Source organism: Vibrio hangzhouensis (assembly GCF_900107935.1).
In the GTDB taxonomy this organism is placed as follows: Bacteria; Pseudomonadota; Gammaproteobacteria; order Enterobacterales; family Vibrionaceae; genus Vibrio; species Vibrio hangzhouensis.
This window is the reverse complement of record NZ_FNVG01000014.1, coordinates 45,959-65,070: the sequence shown is the minus strand read 5'-3', so window position 1 is coordinate 65,070 and position 19,112 is coordinate 45,959. Positions and strand designations below refer to the sequence as shown.

The following is a 19,112-nucleotide window of genomic DNA, read 5'->3' as shown; positions in this document are numbered from 1 at the left end:
AATATCGACAAGGTACGGCTACAGGAGTAACCGTACCAAAGTGAGTTAATTATCAATAAGCTGATGATCTATTAGACTTTTTTTCTCTTGAGCTTTAAATTGGTTGAACCTAGGTAAGAACTTGTCCCAATCAATCACATGACTATTGATTTCTGGGCCATCGATACAAGCATGTTTACGAATCAGTTTTCCGTCTTCCATTACAGGGACCATACACGCACCGCACATACCGGTAGCATCCACCATGATGGAGTTAAGACTGGCCACGCATTCCACCTTATAATCCAGCGTCAGGTCACTGACGGCACGCATCATTAACGGCGGCCCGATGGTAATCACTTCAGCCATAGGTTCACCTTGGCCTGCTTTGTGTGCATCGAGGCGTCCTTCAAGCGGAGTGGTGACAAAGCCTTTCGTACCAAACGTACCGTCATTACTGGTATAAATGACCTCCAGCAACGTCGGATACTGAGCCTTCAGGGTTTCGATCTTATCCCCAGGCTCAGTCCAGAATGCCTGCGCTGCGCCCCGGAATCCTGAAATGAGCGTGACCTTGTTACCAATTTCGAGGTGTGCGCGCAGTATGGGGTGAACAGCCGGAAGACCCACACCACCTGCGGTGAAGTACACTCGATGATTGTCTTGGTGAATGACCACTTTGCTCGCCTGCCCCAATGGTCCCGCAATGGCCTCAAAGATATCACCTTCCTGCATCTGGTTTATCAGCTTGGAGCTGCTGCCCAGACCCTGAATCACTAGTTCAATCGTGCCTTTTTCGGTATCCCAATCAGCCAGTGTCAGCGGAATCAACTCACCTTTTTCATCGGCAAGAACTCGCACAAACTGACCGGGTTTTGCAGAACGAGCGATAAGGGGAGCATTGATGGTAAATTCGACAATTTCGTCGGTAATTTGCCGACGTTTGACGATTTTAGCCGGCATTTGCCCAAGTTCAGTATAGTGGCTTGCCTGGGCAACTAACCCTTCAACCTCTTTTAGGTTGAAATCAAGTGTGCTCATGATTTCGCGAGCTGCCGCTTGACCGTCCCCCGCAGCCTTAATGGCCGTTGAGCCGCCACGAGTGGCATCACCTCCACTGTAAACACCAGCAAGCGAGGTTTCTTGTGAACCTTTGTTAAGCAGCAAAGTACCCCATTTTGAGGTGTTTAGATCAGGGTTGGCGTCTTTGACGATTGGGTTGGAGCTATTACCCAGCGCCATGATAGCGAAATCAACCTTCATGAGCTCCGTTTCCCCAGTGGACTGCGGTCTGCGACGACCTGAAGCATCGGGCTCACCTAACGCCATGATATCTAAATCGGCAGTCGCCAGTAGGTGGTTTTTATCCCCATTGAACTGACAGGGAGAGCGCAGCTCTTTGAGCATAATGCCTTCTTCCAGCGCATGATGCAGCTCTTCCACACGAGCGGGCATTTCTTGCTGGGTTCGACGGTAGACGATGGTCACGTTGGCACCAAGACGACGAGCGGTTCGTGCGGCGTCCATCGCGGTATTCCCGCCACCGATGATCATCACTTCCTTATTGTCCATTTCTGGCATCGGGGTTTCATAATCGGGGAGGTTGGCGTGCATCAGGTTGACGCGAGTTAAGAACTCATTCGCTGACATGATATTAAGCAGGTGCTCACCCGGAACGTTCATGAAGCGTGGTAATCCCGCGCCAGTTCCGACAAACACTCTCACAAAGCCGGCGCGTTTAAGGTCGGCCAGAGTGGCGGTCTTACCGACGATGTAGTTGGTAACAAAGCGGCCTCCGAGCGCTTTGATTTTTTCTACTACGTCATCCACCAATTGGTTAGGTAGGCGGAACTCCGGGATACCATAGCGCAGAACACCACCGAGTACGTGGAACGCTTCAAAGACGGTCACGGGGTAACCGGCTTTTGCGAGTAGATAGGCATTAATTAACCCAGATGGCCCTGAGCCGACAATGGCAATCGGCGGTTTGCTGGCTGCTACCCAAGGATTACACGCTACAGGTTTCGGTGGTTCACCATTAGACAACTCGCGCTCACGTTGGGGTAGGAACCACTCCAGTTGCCCAATCTCAATCGGTCGCTCATTATGCGTACACACACCCTGACACTGGAGCTCTTGAGGACATACCCGACCGGTGACATTCGGCAGTGGGTTGGCGTCACGAATCAGCTCAAATGCCGCTTTGAAACGGCCTTCGCCCATCAAGTTCAACACTTCTGGAATGTGGATCTTAACCGGACAGCCCCCATCGGCTTCTGCTGCTGGATTGCCGTCGCGGTCGCACATTGGGACACCGACTTCACAAGGTTTGTCCTCACACTGCTTGTCACGCAGGACTTCGAGCCAGACGAACAGCTCAACTTCACGCAATGAGTAACCGAGCCCCATGTAGCCTAGGTAGCCCTGGCTGACTAGATCAAAATCTTTCCTGCGCTCTTCTGCGGGGCGCACATATGGCGGAATATTGTTTTTGCCCGGCCAGCCTTCAGAAAGTCCGTTAAACATCGGATAACGTTCTGAGAGGTGTTGGTCCAGTCCTTTGACAAATGCCCTTTTTTGTTTGAGTGGGATACGCCAGAGATAACGTTGCAAGGCAACGCTAAGGTCATTTTCTGCCAGCAGTAGCTCCCACAGTTTGGCTGTAAATTCCGCAGACAGGTTTCCTTGTTTCAGAGTATTCTGAATCAGTTGCATGCTCTCTTCGATGATCATTTGTTGATAGCGCTGGGGGTCTTGTTCCATACGCTTCAGCATCAAATCCCGTTGAGATTGAGTGAGTGCTGTGACCATATCTATACCTCCACCGAAGAAGGTGCGTGGAAGTGGATGATTTCTGCATCACACTCATCGGCGATTCGCGCTGCACGTTGCACCAGTTCGTCAGTTACTGCGACCTTGTCCAATGCTCCCGGGATCACCTGGCTGATAATTTTCGCTTCTCCATGCTCCACTATGGTGGTTTTCTCAAACAGCTCACCTAACTGCTGATAGCAGGTCTTGCAATCGGTGCATTGTGCTTTATCCGCCTCGTCTATGGCTACCAGCGGCTGAGCAGAGTCATCAAGGGTAGACGGGCTGGATTGCTCCACATCGATCTGTTTCACCGCGATGGTATTCGCTGGTGTGGCAACCATAGCAAGTTCAGCAAGGCCATTAGCAATGGATTCAATGGTGTGTTCGTTGGCTTCCAGAGCTTGCTGATAACGCTGTTTCCAGTCATCCAGTTGAGCTTGATAACCTTGTTCTAACTGAACAATGTGTTGCCCACTGAGGGTTTGCAGCATGTGCCAGTTACGCAGGCGTTCTTCACTCAACGCGACAATAGACGGTGAGACCGCCAGCTGAATTAAGTGCTGTTGGCCATCAGTTGACCAGATAAACGGTACTTTTGTGCCGCGTTCCTGGGTACTCAAGTTTAGATAGTTCGCCAGTTCGACGGTGTCACTGCCTTGTTCGATCCTGGAGAAGTGTTTCTTGAAGCGACCTTCAAACAGAGCGAAGTCTGCGGCAGTAAACGGCACCTGCTTAAGCTGGGTCATACCGTCACTATCGAGATAGCTAATGGTGTGGGTTGCCCAATCCTTGTCCACCTCTGGGTTACCCTCAATAGAGAAACGCTCTTTCAGGGTCGCTCCTTTACGTGGGTCGTGAACAAACACCGGACTCATCCGACTCTCAACCGCAAGACGTGAGTGGCGTGTGCTGGCATCATCAGCAATACCATGCTCGCCCATACAAGGGGTGTAGACGTCGAACAGAGCGGGGGCATCCTGATAATTCAGATACTCCATCAGGTTGGACATAAAGTGTCCCTGAAGTGCGGTAGAGGTCTGTACCACCATGACCTTAGGATGGAAGGTGGCAATGATTCCCAGTTCTTTTCGAGCCTCTTCTTTACCGCTGTGAGCTGCTCCAAAACGGCTGAGATCGGAGTCCTGAGCGGTAAAACTGGCGGTAGACGCCTGTCCACCGGTGTTGGAATAGCTGCCGGTATTGAGTACAAAAACTTTAATAGGCGTACTCGTCGTCAGCAATCTGGACAAGGCACCAAATCCGATATCATAAGTCGCGCCATCGCCACCAATGCTGAACACGGTAGGGAGGAGCGCCAGTTCTTGATCAGAGAGCTGATTCCATTCCAGATAGCGAAGCTGATGATCATGGACGCTTTCATCGTACATGTCTTCAAGCTCAAGTCGTGCGGTACGCAGCGCTTTGAACTGCTCTAGCTGGTTGGCAGCTTCACCTTCAAACAGGCCCTTCGCCAGAGCGGGGGTATCCTGGAACAGGCTGTTGACCCATGGGTCATTGTATGGGTTAGCGGGGAAAGTAGAGGCGTAAACGCTGCTACACCCGGTTGCGTTGGCAATCAGAGCATCTGACGGACCGTGACCAGTCGGGCCATGTTCGAAGTGATACAGACGTTTTTCCAGGGTTTCTATGGTGCGGATCAGGCGCTGAGTTCGAGTTTTATCTGACCCTTCTGTTACTGCGATGTCGAGTTTCGCTTCAAGCTGATCGATGAGCGTTTCAAGAGACTGGATATGTGATTGGTAACGCTGCTGCTGAAGCGCACGGTTTATAGAGGTGACCAGCCTTAACGCGGTGACTTCTCCACAGCCCCGACATGCACCGTGACCGGAACTCATAGCATAATAGTTACTGCGATCCAAAAGCAGACGTTTGGACTCACTGGCGTCCTTAATACCCTGCTCCAGGAAGCGCGTAGGCGTATTAGGCATGCTGGCCAGAGTGGTAAACAGTTCATGCATCTGGCGGTTCATTGCGGAAGTCTGGCGGACTTTTTCCAGTGCGTTCGGGCCACAGACGTCGACACATTCCATGCAGCCACTGCACTTACTTGGGTCGATGGCAACTGAGAACAGGCCGCCGCTGCCCGGAACGGCTTTTTCCATCGCATCAAAGAAAGGTTTGGTGCGACTGACCGGTAGGGATTCCAGTGCCACACAAAGCGCGGCAATCTGTTGAGCCACCGCAGGGCTGTCGAAGTTCATGCCATCCACTACATTGGCGACAACCTGATGAAGTGGCAATGACTCACCTTTAGCTGCATTGCGATAATAATGTCGCACGCCATCCAGTAACGGCGGCATTTGCCGTTTTAAGCTGTCCCTTTGTGATGGTGGAACATTGAGTTTGTCGATGGCCACATAGACGATGTCATGCAGCTCGTGAACCGCATTCGGGATCGCGCCGTCAGGACAGGCGATGGTACATTCCATGCAGCCGGTGCACTTGTTGGCATCGAATTTGGGAACATTGAGCCGGAACAGACCTTTGTCTTTGGTAATAGCACTGGCTGGGGGCATAAACATGCCAGAGCCAGGGATGACCGGAGCCTCCCCAATGGAGCCGTCGGCGTAGCGTTTGCCGGCAATGTTATTGAAGTAAGTCGGGTCAAACAGACCACAGCTGGCCTGAGCAGGCTGTTGTGTTTCCGTCGTCGGTTGCGTATCGGCCTCAATAGCAACGTCTTCAAACGTCTGATAACAAACTTCCATAGTAGCGTGCATACCTTCGCGGATGACCGCCATATTGCTTTCTACAACTTTCTCTCCTTTAGCACCAAACTTCTTGGCGATTTGCTGGGTAATTCTTTCTATCATTAGTGCTTCATCGGCACCCTGAGTGACCTGTTTGGCGTGGCCGCACAATGCCCCAATGAAGGCAATTCCCATCATTCGAATTTCCAGATCGGCCGAAGGGGCCTGCTCTCTGGCAACCTTAAAGGCGTCAACGATGTAGAAATTGATATGGTTGTCTCGAATGTAGTCGCGTGCCGATGCAGGGATCTCTTGCCAGACTTGCTTAGGTTTATGATGGGTCTGCAAGATGAAAGTGCCATTCTTACTCAGTCCCGCGAGTGGATTGGTGTGCATGAAGACCTTGTGGTCCGGGGACAGTACCACTTCTACCTGCTGCAGTTCGGCATTGGTGATTTTGATCGGTTCCGGTGACAGGGTAATAAAGAAGTTCGTTGGGGCCCCGCTTTTTTCCGAGCCATATTTTGGCATCGATTTGGAGTGAAGACCCAGTGCGCCGGCAAGGATGTCGGTCAACAGTTTACCTGTTGCTATGGTGCCGTAACCACCGACGGAGTGGAAGCGAACACGAAGTGCGGACTCTGGAAGCAGACTCGGGTTTTCACCGGTTTCCAGCGCCATCAGTTCGGTATCCGGATAGGCGGCACGCAGTCTGTCCTGTATCTGTTTCAGTTCGCCAGTCGCGCTCTTGTCGAAAAACTGGCTACCCAGATAGAAGAAGGGTTTGATGTTCTCTGCCCGCATGTTGTCGTAGGCGGCGATCAGGTGTTTGGGTTGCAGGTCATGCCCGCCTAACCCGAATACACCGGTATTGATCATCGGAATGTGCGTCAGCGCTTTAATGCCTTTGTGACGAGGATAGTGTGCGTTTTCCTGAGCCTTAAACAGAGCGCGTGAAACTCGCGCCGTCAGACGCGTTTCGTCACATCGTTCAAGAATAGTGACGGCTTTTTTACCCGCGAGTTTTTCAACGATTTGTGCTTCGGGGAACGGGTGTAATTGTTTGATCGAAATAACACCGACGTTTTGTCCCAGTTCTCTAAGGTGCGTGGCGACCGCTTCGGCATCATCGGTGACAGAACCCAGCCCGACAATGACATAGTCAGCGTCATCACAAAGGTAGCTCATCACTGGTTCATAGACCCTTCCCGTTAGCGCCGCGTACTCTTGCATCGCCTGCTCGATAAACCGAGGTACATCGCACTGGAAATGACTGCGATGGTCGACAATACCGGCCTGGTAGTCTGGTTGGTTTTGTACGCCACCGGTTAAGCCGGGGTTATGCGTATCCATCAATGCGGGCACCCGCTGACGGGTGTCTTTTTCGTAGGCATTCAGCCAGGCTCTTTGCCACTTCTTATGTAAGTGATCAGGCAGATAAGCAAGGGTTGATTCTAACCAATCACCACGAGAGTCCTGTTCGATAGCCTGTTGATTGTCGTCGATGTAGCAATGGAGGTCTGTCAGGTTCTCTGGCCAGAATTGATCCTGATATTTGTCGACAAACTGGTTCAGTTGCCAGATGCGCCCTTTCGCGCCGTAAAGCATGCGTTGTGCTTCGGTGGGGGCCAGAATACGGTCGGTTGGATCGCCAAGATACTGCTTAAGGAGTTCTGGCTCGGGAAGTTTCACTTCACTTTGAATATGGCTGGTGGCAAAGCCATCCATAGTGTTGGCAACCGGTATCAGAGAAAGTGAACTGACGCGGTATGAGATGGCCGCGAGATCGGCGGCTTGTTGTGCGTTGCTGGCAAACAGCGTGGTATAGCCGGCAGAGAGCAGGGCATAGACATCATCGTGACCGGCCATCACATTGAGTGAATGGCGAGAAACAGAACGGGCTGCCACATGAAGCACAAAACCGGCGGCTTTTTTACCGACGGTGACGTAGTGAGACTCGAGCCCGTACAAAATGCCCTGACTGGATGAGGCGTTGGAAATGTACTTACCGCCGGTCAGCGCTGCACCTAATGCACCGCTTTGGGCCGAGTGTTCACCTTCCGGTTCAAAAAAGAATGGGTGCTGTCCCCAGACATTGCATCCACCCTGAGCTCGGAAAGCTTCATACAATTCGGAAATTTCGGTAGAAGGGGTGATGGGGTAGCCGATAACCCCACCACATACGTAATCCATGACATGGGCGACAGCACCGTTTCCGTGAATAACGGTATTCAGACCGGGATAGGTTGGAGATGGATGGTGCGCATTGCTCCCTTGGGTCACTGTAGACATAAGAGGTTGCTCCTTGGTTTATGGTTTTATTATTAGGTCGACTTCTTTACTGCGTCGATTCTTTACTCCTCACCAAAATACTTCATGGCTAGCTGCCAGTTTGCACCTTATCATTCAGAGCACTTTGGTGATAAAACACATAAACCTAGTGATCGCTCTCGAGATGACCAACTGATGCTTATGAGATAAATTTTACACCAGATGTGGTTTCAACTTTGCACGTATGTTCACAAAATCATCACTTTTAATGTGGGTAATCAGTGTAAAGATTCACCAACATGACGATTGGGTTAGCCAATAGCAGACCAAGGTGATATGAGGTTAACTGTCTGAATTACATAATTGTTCTGAATTAAGAATGAATACTGTAACTCAATGCAATATGCGCTGTGGTTAATCAATTTATTTTGGAATAAATATGACAGGATGTTTATATCAATTAGTTTCTTTAATTAACTTAAAATAAATATTGTGAAGTCAAGATTATAACTTATTGATAATAAATAAATTGAGAGTGGAAGTGTTTGAAGGTTGTCGATCTCGCTCAAATTATAACGTAAAAAAGGTTAAACCAGATTTCATTACAGAGGGGCTTAGGCTATTATGGGCGCCTAGTCTGGACAGTGATGTCCTTGTGGTAAATTAATAAATCAGATAACTTGTTGTAATAATGGCTAAAAAGTTTTTTTCGCCATTGTGGGTCCTCGCCGCTTTGAGCTTAATAGTTTTTTCCCACAATGTACGCAGCGAAATGGAAATAAAAACCAACGCGATAAAAGAAGTCTATAATAGTGCGAATTTATACGGAATTGTTGAATTTCAATTATTTAGGGATGCTTATCTAGCATACGAGAAAACGACAACTCGTAGTAAGCCTTTGCTGACCATTATTGATTACTCTAAACCCTCGACAGAAAAACGCTTTTACGTCATAGACATAGAAAAGAGATCGTTGGTATTCAATACCTATGTTGCACATGGGGTGAATAGCGGTAAACGAACAGCGACCACATTCTCAAACATCATCAACTCTCGTAAAACTTCGCTAGGGACGTTCCTTACTGACACTACCTATTATGGTTCAAACGGTTATTCACTACGATTGGACGGGTTGAGTAAAGGCATGAATGACAATGCCAGAGAACGCTATATTGTGGTGCATGGTGCCGATTATGCGAATGAGTCGTTTATTAAAAAGAACGGTTATCTTGGACGCAGTTGGGGGTGCCCGGCACTGCCAGAAAAGTTATCCAGAGAGATCATTGATACCATCAAAGGTGGCAGTGTAATCTACGCAAGTTCTTAATTTTATATGATTAATCCTGAATAAATAAAGCCCACATCATGATGTTGGCTTTATTTATAATGCAAGGTTAACCTTGCTGAGTGCTATTATTTCTCGGTTTGCCCGGTCTCGGTTTACGAGGTTTATTCGCATTGCTTTTAGGGGTCGCTTTGCCGCCATGTTCTTTATTAGGGTTACGCTTCATATTGAACTTTCTTGGCTTTTTCGGCTTAGGCCCGTTATCTGACTCGCTTTGTCCCTGTTGAGTAGGCTTTTTGGGCTTCTTTGGCTTTTTAGGTTTAATTGGACGTGTATCCAGCTTTGATTCTGGCACTGCATTGACAGGTTTGAAGCCGTCCAGTTCATGACGGGTGATCAGCTTTCCGATTAGGCGTTCAATTCCGAACAGCTCTTTTGCTTCATCGGCGCACACCAATGAATATGCTTTACCGGTTTCTCCTGCACGACCAGTACGACCAATGCGGTGCACATAGTCTTCCGATACATGAGGTAGCTCAAAGTTCACCACTTGTGGTAATTGCGGGATATCCAACCCACGGGCTGCGATGTCGGTCGCGACCAGAACGCGGATTTGTCCGGTTTTGAAGTGTTCCAGCGCTTTGGTTCTCGCACCCTGACTCTTATTACCGTGAATCGCCAAAGCGCTAATATCTTTGCCTTCCAGGAAACGGGCCAGACGATTGGCACCGTGTTTGGTTTTGCTGAAAACCAAAACCTGTTTCCAGTCACCATCTTGAATCAGTTTCGCGAGCATCGCCGGTTTTTGGCGTTTATCAGCGACATACAGGCTCTGTTCGACTAATTGGGTCGTAGAGTTGGGGGGCGTGACAGAAATTTCCACCGGATCGTTCACCAAGCCTTTAGCCAGTTCTTTGATTTCCGCAGAAAAGGTGGCTGAAAACAGCAAGTTTTGACGTTGGCTTGGGAGTAAATCAAGGATCTTTTTAATGTCGCGGTAAAAGCCCATATCCAACATTCGATCCGCTTCGTCCAGCACCAGCACTTCGAGCTGAGAAAACTTAATGGCATTCTGTTGATATAAATCCAGCAAACGACCCGGTGTGGCGACCATTACGTCGCAGCCTTTGCGCAGTTTCATCATTTGCGGGTTGATCTTTACCCCACCAAATACGCACTGGGACGTCAGGGGAGTGTTCAGGCTGTATTTGAACACACTCTCATGTACCTGGGCGGCCAGTTCGCGGGTTGGAGTCAGGATGAGTGCCCGGATATGATTGCTTTTCACTCTCGTACCCGAGTTCAGTCTTTCAAGTAGCGGCAATGCAAAGCCGGCGGTTTTACCTGTACCGGTTTGTGCGGCAGCCATGACATCCTTACCCTCGATGATGGCTGGGATGGCTTGCTCTTGAATAGGAGATGCCTTTTCGTAACCCAGATCTTGTATAGCACGAAGAATAGGGACCGAAAGACCTAAAGATTCAAAACTCATAGTGGTACTCGTTGGTGGAGTGAGAAAAGTGGCTTTCAACAGACAGACAATCAGCACCTGCCTTAGGTAAAAGCCGTAGACCCAAGAATAGGGCAAAGCGCGCTATTCTGCGTGCTTTTGTGATGAACTTCAATACAATTCTTGTTCATCTGCGCTATTGAATTTTCACGTACAGGTGATTATATTGTCGCCGCCTGTCAGGCACACCCTAAAATGCACGCCGCTATCCCGCCTCCATTGGTGCATTTATATTGGTGTTTAGAACTCTCATGTTATCGACATTTCGTCCTTTTTCTCGTTTTACCCGTGAGTCGGGTGCGTTGATGCGCCTGTCCGTACCTATTATTTTGACGCAACTTGCTACTCAGGCGATGGGGTTTGTGGATACCACCATGGCCGGTCAGGTGAGTGCAGTCGACCTGGCGGCCATTGCTCTGGGAGCCAGTTTGTGGATTCCTGTGTTGCTGCTGTTGCGAGGTGTCATCATGGCATTGACGCCGGTTGTGGCCTTTCATCGCGGTGCCCGCGACTATAGCGCGATCTCGGTAGAACTGTTTCAGATGGTGTGGCTGGCACTGCTGTTCAGTGCGTTGCTTGTCGCTTATCTGGTCAATGCGGAGCCGATATTACGATGGATCGGTGTGGCCGCGGAAATCATTCCTATCGCCAGTGATTACGCGTTTGCTCTGGCATTTGGTGTACCCGGCATCGCTCTGTTTTATACCCTGAATGGCTTTTGTGAAGGGATGAACAACACCAAAGCACCGATGATTATCTCTGTGATTGGTCTGCTGGTGAATATTCCGGTCAACTATATTCTAATCTATGGCAAATTCGGCTTACCAGAAATGGGCGCTGTTGGCTGTGGCTGGGCGACCAGTCTGGTGTACTGGCTGATGTCGATACTGCTTTACTCCTACATCAAAGGGCACCACCACTATAAAACCATTCTTTGTTTCTCTGACGCTAAACCGAGGCCTAAGGAAATGTTTCACCTGTTGCGACTTGGGCTGCCTATTGGTATGAACATCGCGGTCTGCGGCAGTATTTTCGCTGTGATTGCGTTGCTGATTGGCCGTATTGGTGCTGAAAATGTCGCAGCGGCGCAGATAGCGTTGAACATCTCGAGTATGACTTATGTGATTCCAATGAGTATTTCATTTGGCATTACCATTCGCGTCGGTCACGCACTGGGGGCAAAAGAGGAATCAGGCGCTATTGAGCGCAGCAAAATCGGCATTATGGTTGCCGCGCTACTGTCATTGGGCTCGGTATCGATGTTTTTGCTGTTCCCGGACTGGATTATTCGGCTGTATACGACGGACCCTGTCGTTAGTGCAACGGCTGCGACATTGCTGGTATTTACTGCCATGTACCAGTTTAGTGATGCTCTACAGACCGCCGCAAATGGGGCGTTAAGAGGGTATAAAGACACCAAAGTGCCTATGTTGCTGGCGATTGCCTCATACTGGGGACTGGCTTTACCCCTGGGCGTGATTTTAGGTCTGACGGACTATCTGATGCCTGCCATGGGAGAAAAAGGTTTCTGGGTTGGTATTGTCACCGGACTGACGGTAGCTGCCATCCTGATGTTGTGGCGTCTATATTGGGTGGTGAAGAGCAAAAGGCGCATTGCCCAAATCGCAGACTTCCGCCGTCCATTAAAATGTTAAACGCGCCTTGGAGTGACACTGGCGCGTTTTAAAATGGCGTCTAAAGAACCAGAGTGCCATTGAGGTAGGTTAATCCATCCTCAATGTCGCTGCCCAACAAAACCGGTCCGTCTAAGTCGACGATTTCGGCATTGGTGGCTATGGGCAACGCGGCCTTCATGGCCAAAGAGGTTCCCAGCATACAGCCGCACATAATGGCGAGACCTTCTTCTCTGGCTCTGGCTTCCAGCGCGAGAGCCTCAGTGAGTCCCCCGGTTTTGTCCAGTTTGATATTAATCATCTCGTAGCAGTCAATAAGTGTGTCAAGTTCAGCTCGGGTATGGCAACTCTCGTCGGCACACAGCGGAATGGGATGCTCTATCCCTTTTAGAAGGTGGTCTTGCCCGCTTGGTACCGGTTGTTCAATCATCGCGATGTTGAGCGGAGTTAGCTGTTCAAAAATCGATACCAGATCCAGCGTGTGCCACGCTTCATTAGCATCGATGATGATTTTGGTTTCCGGTACCGCCTGGCGAATGGCATGCACTTTATCGATAACGGACTCCGCATCCAGTTTGACCTTGAGTAAGGTCGCGCCCTGATCGACATACTGTTTTGCCTGTTCAGTCATTGTCGCGGTGTCAGCCACGGACACCGTCATTGCTGTTTCGATTACAGGTTGAATTGAGAAATACGGAGACGGAAAGGCGCTCGCATATAATCGGCTTTCCATCGACCACAAAGCACAATCAAGCGCATTTCTGGCGGCACCTGCCGGAAACGATTGAAGGGCAATGCGAGCCTCCAGCGGATCAAGTGTTGCCAATGCTTTACTGAAGTTGTTGATCTGAGCGATCACCGAGTCGACCGACTCGCCGTATCTTGGATATGGCGTACATTCACCCTGAGACAGAAAATCCTGATATTCAATAGTGACGCGCACGACATCACAGTGGGTGCGGGTGCCGCGTGAGATGGTAAAGGGTTTGGTTAATTGTATCGAATGATGATGAGCTTCAATCCTCATAGTACCCTCACAAATTGGTCACATGGTCGGCAATCGCCGCGACTCCAAAGCGCACAGGATCGGAAACAGGCAGGCCAAACTGTTCGCTCCATTGCTGACACAGTTGCTGTGCTTCAGTTTCCTTAAGTATGGACGTATTTAAGCAAATACCGACAAACTGGACTTTGGGGTTGGTCACACGGGCTGCCAAAAGATTGGCTTCAAGCGTTTGCTCGATGGTTGGTAGTGCGGCGTGGGGCAGATGACGAATATGCTCTCTGCCAATCTCGTGACACAAGACCAGAGCGTCCGGTTGGGCACCGTGAAGAAGCCCCAGACTGACACCTGCAAAGGATGGATTGAACAGGGAGCCTTGTCCTTCGATGATGTCCCAATCGTGGTCGTTGAACGCTGGGCTGAGGGTTTCTGCCGCGCCTGAAATGAAATCAGCGACAACCGCATCGACGGAGATGCCTCTGCCATCGATGAGAATCCCGGTTTGTCCGGTGGCTTTGAATTGCGCGTTCATCCCCCGCTCGTTCAGTGCCCTTTCAATTGCTAATGCACTGAACATCTTGCCTACTGAGCAGTCGGTACCTACAGTAAGCAGGCGTTTGCCGGCACGCTTTTGCCCGGTGCCTACGGAGAGCTTTTCATCAAAGTGGCGCACATCAAACAGGTTAATGTCAGTTTTTGTGGCGAGTTCGGATAATTCAGGCACATCTGAGAGACGTTGATGCATACCGGAAGCGATATCAAAGCCCTGCTTTCCGGCTTCAATCAAAGTGTCTACCCAGTTTCTGGGAATAAACCCACCAGCGTTGGCCGTGCCAATCACCAGGGTTCGGGCCCCTTGTTGCCAGGCTTGTTCAAGGCTGAGATCGTCCAGACCCAGACAGACGGTATCTGAGGTGAGTCTCAACTGACCCAGGCAGGCATCCGGACGCCATTTAACAATGCCTCGGGCGGTCTTAGCGGCAAGAGGGTCGGTGACATCACCGAGGAAAAGGAGATAAGGCTGAGAAATGTTCATGGCGTCCCTTTAAGTAGAATGAAAAGTGTAGAAGCCAAGATAGAGCGGAACATTGCCGAGGGCGAATACTCTGTTGTTGTTCGCCCATAACGTGAAGTTATGGGCGATAACGGTAGTGTTTACAATTGGTTAAATACTGGCGGTCAATTCAGCGACGAACTGTTTAGCTGCCATAGGTAGGGCATGTTCATCGCTGGTGAGTAAGGATACCGAGCAGTCTATCGTAGGGAACAGGTTAAGCTGATGCAGGTTAGCACCGTCGGCATAATGTCTGGCGGTCCAGGGATCAACGATGGCAATGCCGATACCCAGTTGCGCCAACTCTGCGGCTGAACTGTAATTTCGCATGGACAGCGACGGAACGAAATCAGGAATCAGACATTCTATTGCCTGAGTGAGCTTTTTTCCCAGAGGATCACGTCGATCAAGGCCAACAACGGGTAATTGATCGGTCATCAATTGTTCTAGGGTGGCATCGTCAATGGGGCTGTTGTTGGATTGCAATCTTGAGTAACAGTCGTCTGGAGCCAGTATCTGCATGGATTGGCGAGTCAAAAGGCGGTGGGAGACGCCAGCAGGCGCATCGTCTCCAAAACAGATCGCTATGTCTAATTCATTGCGCAGCAGAGCATCACACAGTTCATTTTGATTTCCGGTGATCAGCTCGATCGAGCATGTATGCTGCCGATAATAACGGGCGATGATGGGAGGGAGCAGCTTTGTGGCCAAAACGGGCGGGGTGCCAACTCGAATATGCTGTTGGCCGTTTTTGATCTTAGTCGTGAGTGTGCGAAATTGCCCCAGTTGCAGATAAATCTTTTCTGCTTCTGGTAAGAGCGTCCTCGCTTCAGGGGTCGGTACTAGTCGTCCTTTTACGCGTTCGAACAGCGCGAACCCCAGTTGTTGCTCGGTGTGAGCTAATACCCGAGTGACATTGGGCTGAGAGACATGCAGGTTTTTGGCTGCGCCAGAGACGGTGCCCGTTTGCATGATGGCATAGAAGACTTCCAGTTGACGTAGATTCACAGCAACCCTGTAGTTAAGAGGTGAATAGCGCCACTTTAAAATAAAAGGATTGATTTGAGAATCTTTTAAGATACGTAAAGACGCCCTGTCTCCCCCGATGGAAGAGAGAGGCAGGGCGTGGTCGGGTTATTGCAGATCCTGATCGAAATCGCCGTGGAAGTGATCGTGATCCGACACGCTGTCAGCAGCCTTGAGTCGTTCACCAATACGCAGTTTTTCCTTTGGTGCACTTAAGCTGCTAAAGGTAGTGACCTCCGCGCTTGCCGGCTCCTGCGCCGGGAACAGAGTCTCGCTCATGGCGTAGTAGGTTGTGACGTAAGCCAATGCTTGAGTGTTGATGTGCAGCGCTTCCTGACTGACATTATTGAGGTCATCACAGGCCTGGTGGTAGCACACGTCATAAGCGACATCGATATCGCCCCCAAATAGTGCTACTTCGTCAGCGGTTTTCGTTTTCTCAGCTCCTGTAAATAGCCCTCCAAAGGCCACGCCCCAGTCTGCAAATCCGGCATAGTCAGAACGTTTGGACAATGCCTGAGGAACCGTTGAAAGCTGCTTCGAGGCAAAAAACTTGTTAAAGTTCAGCTCGATATCAGAGGTGCCATAAGGCGGTTCAAAGTCACCAGTGTATGCATTGTCAGGACTGTCTTTGGTGTCCGATAGGTCGCCATCCATGACGCCTAGGATATAGTTTGGCGAGCCTATCATGTCGAAGTTCAGATAGAGCTTGATATCATTAAGCTCTTTGTAACGTGCTTCGACCAGATCCCATTGTTCGGGTGTCAATGCGGCAGGATCCGTTAACCCCAGCTCTTCGAGAATCTGTTGTTGTGCCTTTGCGTAGATCTCCGAGAACAGGCTGTTGGTGTAGTATTCAGAACCCACAAGACCTGCTTCCTCGGCAGCCCACCAGGCAAAGCGAATTTTATTTTTAACCGGAATTTTCGAATCGGCAAGAGTCACCGCATACGCCAGCAAGCCTGCAGTGCCCGAACCGTTGTCATTAATGCCAGGGCCTTCTGGAACGGAATCCAAATGCGCACCGATCATGACCACCTGTGATGCGTCACCTGTCGGCGTCTCGGCAATCACGTTTTCGGTGACCACGATTTCATCTTGCACACTGACAGTAAGGGTGGCTTCAACAGTTTGTGAGCCCGCCAAATCAAACCAAGCCTTACCTAAGTCGAAGCGCGCACCAAACGCAGGAATCGTTGCACTGCTGTCGCTGCCAAGTGTGCCGTTGACGACACTTTTCCGGCCTTCGGAATTGCCCTGGTTAAAGACGATAACAGCGATGGCACCCGCATTCTGAGCATTGACGACTTTTGAATCGAACGTGCAACCACCACGCTGAATCACGGCGATTTTCCCTGCGACATCTTTGCCTGTGAAGTCGGATGCTTCGCAGCCATCTGTGCTGTCATAATCCGCGGCATCAAAACGAAAATCCGGGGTGATAAAGCTCAGAGTGCCATTGAGTACGCCATTGGAAGAACCGGAATATGACATAGTGGCAAAGTCAGGCTCGACACCCTCCTGAGCCTCTCTGACACCGATTAATGCGACGCTATTGACGCTAAGCTCAGTACCGGCCAGCTCTTCCCATGCCCGGAAATCAAAAGCTTGGGTGGTAACCATATAGCCGTTGTCTTGCATGACAGTGAGGATATATTCGAGGGAGTTTTGATAACCCTGAGATCCCGCAGAGCGTGTTGTCGATTGGCCATCGGTGGTGACGCTGGCCAGTCCTTCTAACTCAACCAGATGGCTGACCACCTCTTCGCGATCGATTTTTTTACTGACGTGTGTTGCTACTTTTTCCGGATTGTCCCACCAGCAGCCACTGAGAAGGGTGGTACTGATTAAGCCAGCGAGTAGCGTTTTATTATAGTGTTGCATCTGTTACTCCATGTTGATTATTCCATGTGGGTTATGCATCGAATCATTCGTTGCATAACGACTCATCATTAATCAAGATGAATGTAAATAAAATGTAACAACTTGAGTCGGTAGTGAATATGGAACCTGCTGTGAGTTTTTATTATGCAATCAGTTTAATTTGCAGTGGGTGCTGGATTGTAGATCGATGTTTCAACACATACAGATAACACTTCTTTTTTAATATTATATGGTTAGAAGTATCAATTACTGTGGGAACAATAGGGAAAGAACGAAAATGAACACGAAAACACCAACGATTAACTTCAACAACTTACCGAGTTGAGTGGTGCCACCATTGGGTGACTGGTTGCAACATCCCATTGCTATGATCTCTAATCAGGAGTGGTCAGATGAAAATAAGGCCTGACCTTAGGAGAAGGTCAAGCCTATAAATGAAGAGGGCTGCGTTAGTAGAAGTGCGTCCAAAGAATACCAGCCCAAACCATGGTGGCCAGGGCAATGGCGAGTAATACCGCGGCCGAACCAAGATCTTTTGCTCGTCCAGAGAGCTCGTGGCGTTCAAGGCCAATTCGGTCAACCACGGCCTCTACCGCCGAGTTCATCAGCTCTACAATCATTACAAACACAACGCTGCCGACAAGGAGCACTTTGTGTAGTAAAGAGACATCGAGAGTCAAAGCGACCACAATCGCGATAATCAGTGCGACGACTTCCTGACGAAAAGCAGCTTCATTTTTCCAGGCGGCCACAAGCCCTAACCAGGAGTATTTTGTGGCCAGGATAATTCGTTTTATACCGGTGTTTTTCTGCATTTCATTCATGTCGTTAGTTCAGTTTCATTGTGAGCGCGTCGTTACGGCTGTTGGCATGCTGATCATCAACCGACTTAGAGATATTCGCTATCATCTGAAAGTCCTGGTGTGTCCAGACGGTTTTTTCTTTTAATGTGCTCGGAAGTATATCAAAAGACGCCACATTGTCAGCTTTCACGAGCTTTAACTGACCAAACTGTTCCAGTGGCTGGAATGATGAAAGCGACAGCATTGTACCCTTTGTGATGCCGTTGGGTGTCAGTTCAAGGCTGAAGTGGTAGTCACGGGTTTTCACTACCCATTTGTCCGGGAGGCGTTTATCACTATCCCACCAAATGCCATCGAGGGTTTCCAGCTTAGCGATGGTGGTGTCTACATCTTGTGACTCAAGTTGTTTCAGGTGTTTGCGAAAATACTGAGGAAACAAGGCCACGAATGCACTCTGAGTGATGTCTGGGTTTACCTGAATGATCTCCATCGCGATCAGTGCGCCCAGCATATTGGAGTATAAGTCTTCCGGTGAGAACGCAGACGGGTACTCTTTAAAGCCACCTACGGACACCAAACCGTACCACTGGGCAATCTCGTGCCATTGAGCAAGTCGAAAGGCGAGCAGTCCGGCCAGTTTAGCTTCTTCATGATTGCCATTATCCAGTTGGTCGAGATTGCGTAGGACGATGCGTCGCTCCATCAGCTCTGGGGTCAGGGCGATCTCAAAGGCATTTTGCTGACGATTATGTATCTTGTCATAAAGGTACAGTGTAAAGTCGGCGGTGTCTCTTACATGAGCGGTGTCGATAAAACCGCCTTTATTGGTGAAAATAAGGCCGTTGACTTCATCGGCGGCCCCGAACAGGCTGCTTACGACACTGGATGATCCATCATTAAAAACGTGCGCATCGACATCCTCCATCGAAAGCACATTTTTGATTGAGTAGAAAGGGACTGGCACGCTTCCTAGCTCTGCTTTAAGGCCTGTTCCGAAGGCGCAGCATGGTCGTATCCCTACAGGTACAGTATTTGCGTCAGCGTAGCTTGGCTGACTAAACGCAAAACCGAGACTAAGTAGTAGAAATAGAGTTCTCATAGGTAACCAAATCAGTAGATAGAACAAAAAACGGGCAAT

General features: G+C 49.6%; 11 protein-coding genes. 2 read left to right on the top strand and 9 right to left on the bottom strand.

The features are described from left to right. Positions 1-45: 45 nt before the first annotated feature. A complete protein-coding gene (locus C4S60_RS14500; protein WP_103881073.1) occupies positions 46-2,790 on the bottom strand; it encodes a sulfide/dihydroorotate dehydrogenase-like FAD/NAD-binding protein in 2,745 nt (914 codons plus the stop codon). 2 nt (positions 2,791-2,792) lie between these two features. Further along, positions 2,793-7,796: a 2-oxoacid:acceptor oxidoreductase family protein gene (locus tag C4S60_RS14495; RefSeq protein WP_103881072.1), complete on the bottom strand. Its 5,004-nt coding sequence runs from the start codon at positions 7,794-7,796 to the stop codon at positions 2,793-2,795. 751 nt (positions 7,797-8,547) lie between these two features. Here C4S60_RS14495 and C4S60_RS14490 point away from each other — a divergent pair. After that, positions 8,548-9,102 carry a murein L,D-transpeptidase catalytic domain family protein gene (locus tag C4S60_RS14490; RefSeq protein ID WP_244183107.1) on the top strand — a complete coding sequence of 185 codons (555 nt, stop codon included), beginning with the start codon at positions 8,548-8,550 and terminating at the stop codon, positions 9,100-9,102. Between the two features lie 67 nt (positions 9,103-9,169). On the opposite strand, the gene C4S60_RS14485 is transcribed toward C4S60_RS14490, so the two are convergent. Continuing rightward, on the bottom strand, positions 9,170-10,552 hold the full coding sequence (locus C4S60_RS14485) for a DEAD/DEAH box helicase (protein WP_103881070.1): 1,383 nt from the start codon (positions 10,550-10,552) through the stop codon (positions 9,170-9,172). 269 nt (positions 10,553-10,821) lie between these two features. Between C4S60_RS14485 and C4S60_RS14480 the strand changes: the two genes are divergently transcribed. Continuing rightward, the gene (locus C4S60_RS14480; protein WP_103881069.1) at positions 10,822-12,225 is read left to right on the top strand and encodes an MATE family efflux transporter; all 1,404 of its coding nucleotides are present in this window, start codon (positions 10,822-10,824) and stop codon (positions 12,223-12,225) included. A 40-nt stretch (positions 12,226-12,265) separates the two neighbouring features. Here C4S60_RS14480 and dgcA read toward each other — a convergent pair whose 3' ends face one another. The 6 genes from dgcA to C4S60_RS14450 all read right to left on the bottom strand — a co-directional run bounded on the left by dgcA (position 12,266) and on the right by C4S60_RS14450 (position 19,073). Further along, the gene (gene dgcA, locus C4S60_RS14475; RefSeq protein ID WP_103881068.1) at positions 12,266-13,231 is read right to left on the bottom strand and encodes an N-acetyl-D-Glu racemase DgcA; all 966 of its coding nucleotides are present in this window, start codon (positions 13,229-13,231) and stop codon (positions 12,266-12,268) included. Between the two features lie 7 nt (positions 13,232-13,238). Then, entirely contained in the window at positions 13,239-14,243 is a 1,005-nt protein-coding gene (gene dgcN / locus C4S60_RS14470) for an N-acetyltransferase DgcN (protein ID WP_103881067.1), read from the bottom strand. Positions 14,244-14,372: 129 nt separating this feature from the next. Next, positions 14,373-15,269, bottom strand: a complete 897-nt coding sequence (locus C4S60_RS14465; RefSeq protein ID WP_103881066.1) for a LysR family transcriptional regulator — start codon at positions 15,267-15,269, stop codon at positions 14,373-14,375. 126 nt (positions 15,270-15,395) lie between these two features. Then, entirely contained in the window at positions 15,396-17,171 is a 1,776-nt protein-coding gene (locus tag C4S60_RS14460) for a M28 family metallopeptidase (RefSeq protein WP_103881065.1), read from the bottom strand. Between the two features lie 449 nt (positions 17,172-17,620). Further along, positions 17,621-17,995 carry a diacylglycerol kinase gene (locus C4S60_RS14455; protein ID WP_279626951.1) on the bottom strand — a complete coding sequence of 125 codons (375 nt, stop codon included), beginning with the start codon at positions 17,993-17,995 and terminating at the stop codon, positions 17,621-17,623. A 4-nt stretch (positions 17,996-17,999) separates the two neighbouring features. Next, on the bottom strand, positions 18,000-19,073 hold the full coding sequence (locus C4S60_RS14450; RefSeq protein ID WP_103881064.1) for a DUF4056 domain-containing protein: 1,074 nt from the start codon (positions 19,071-19,073) through the stop codon (positions 18,000-18,002). Positions 19,074-19,112 lie beyond the last annotated feature (39 nt).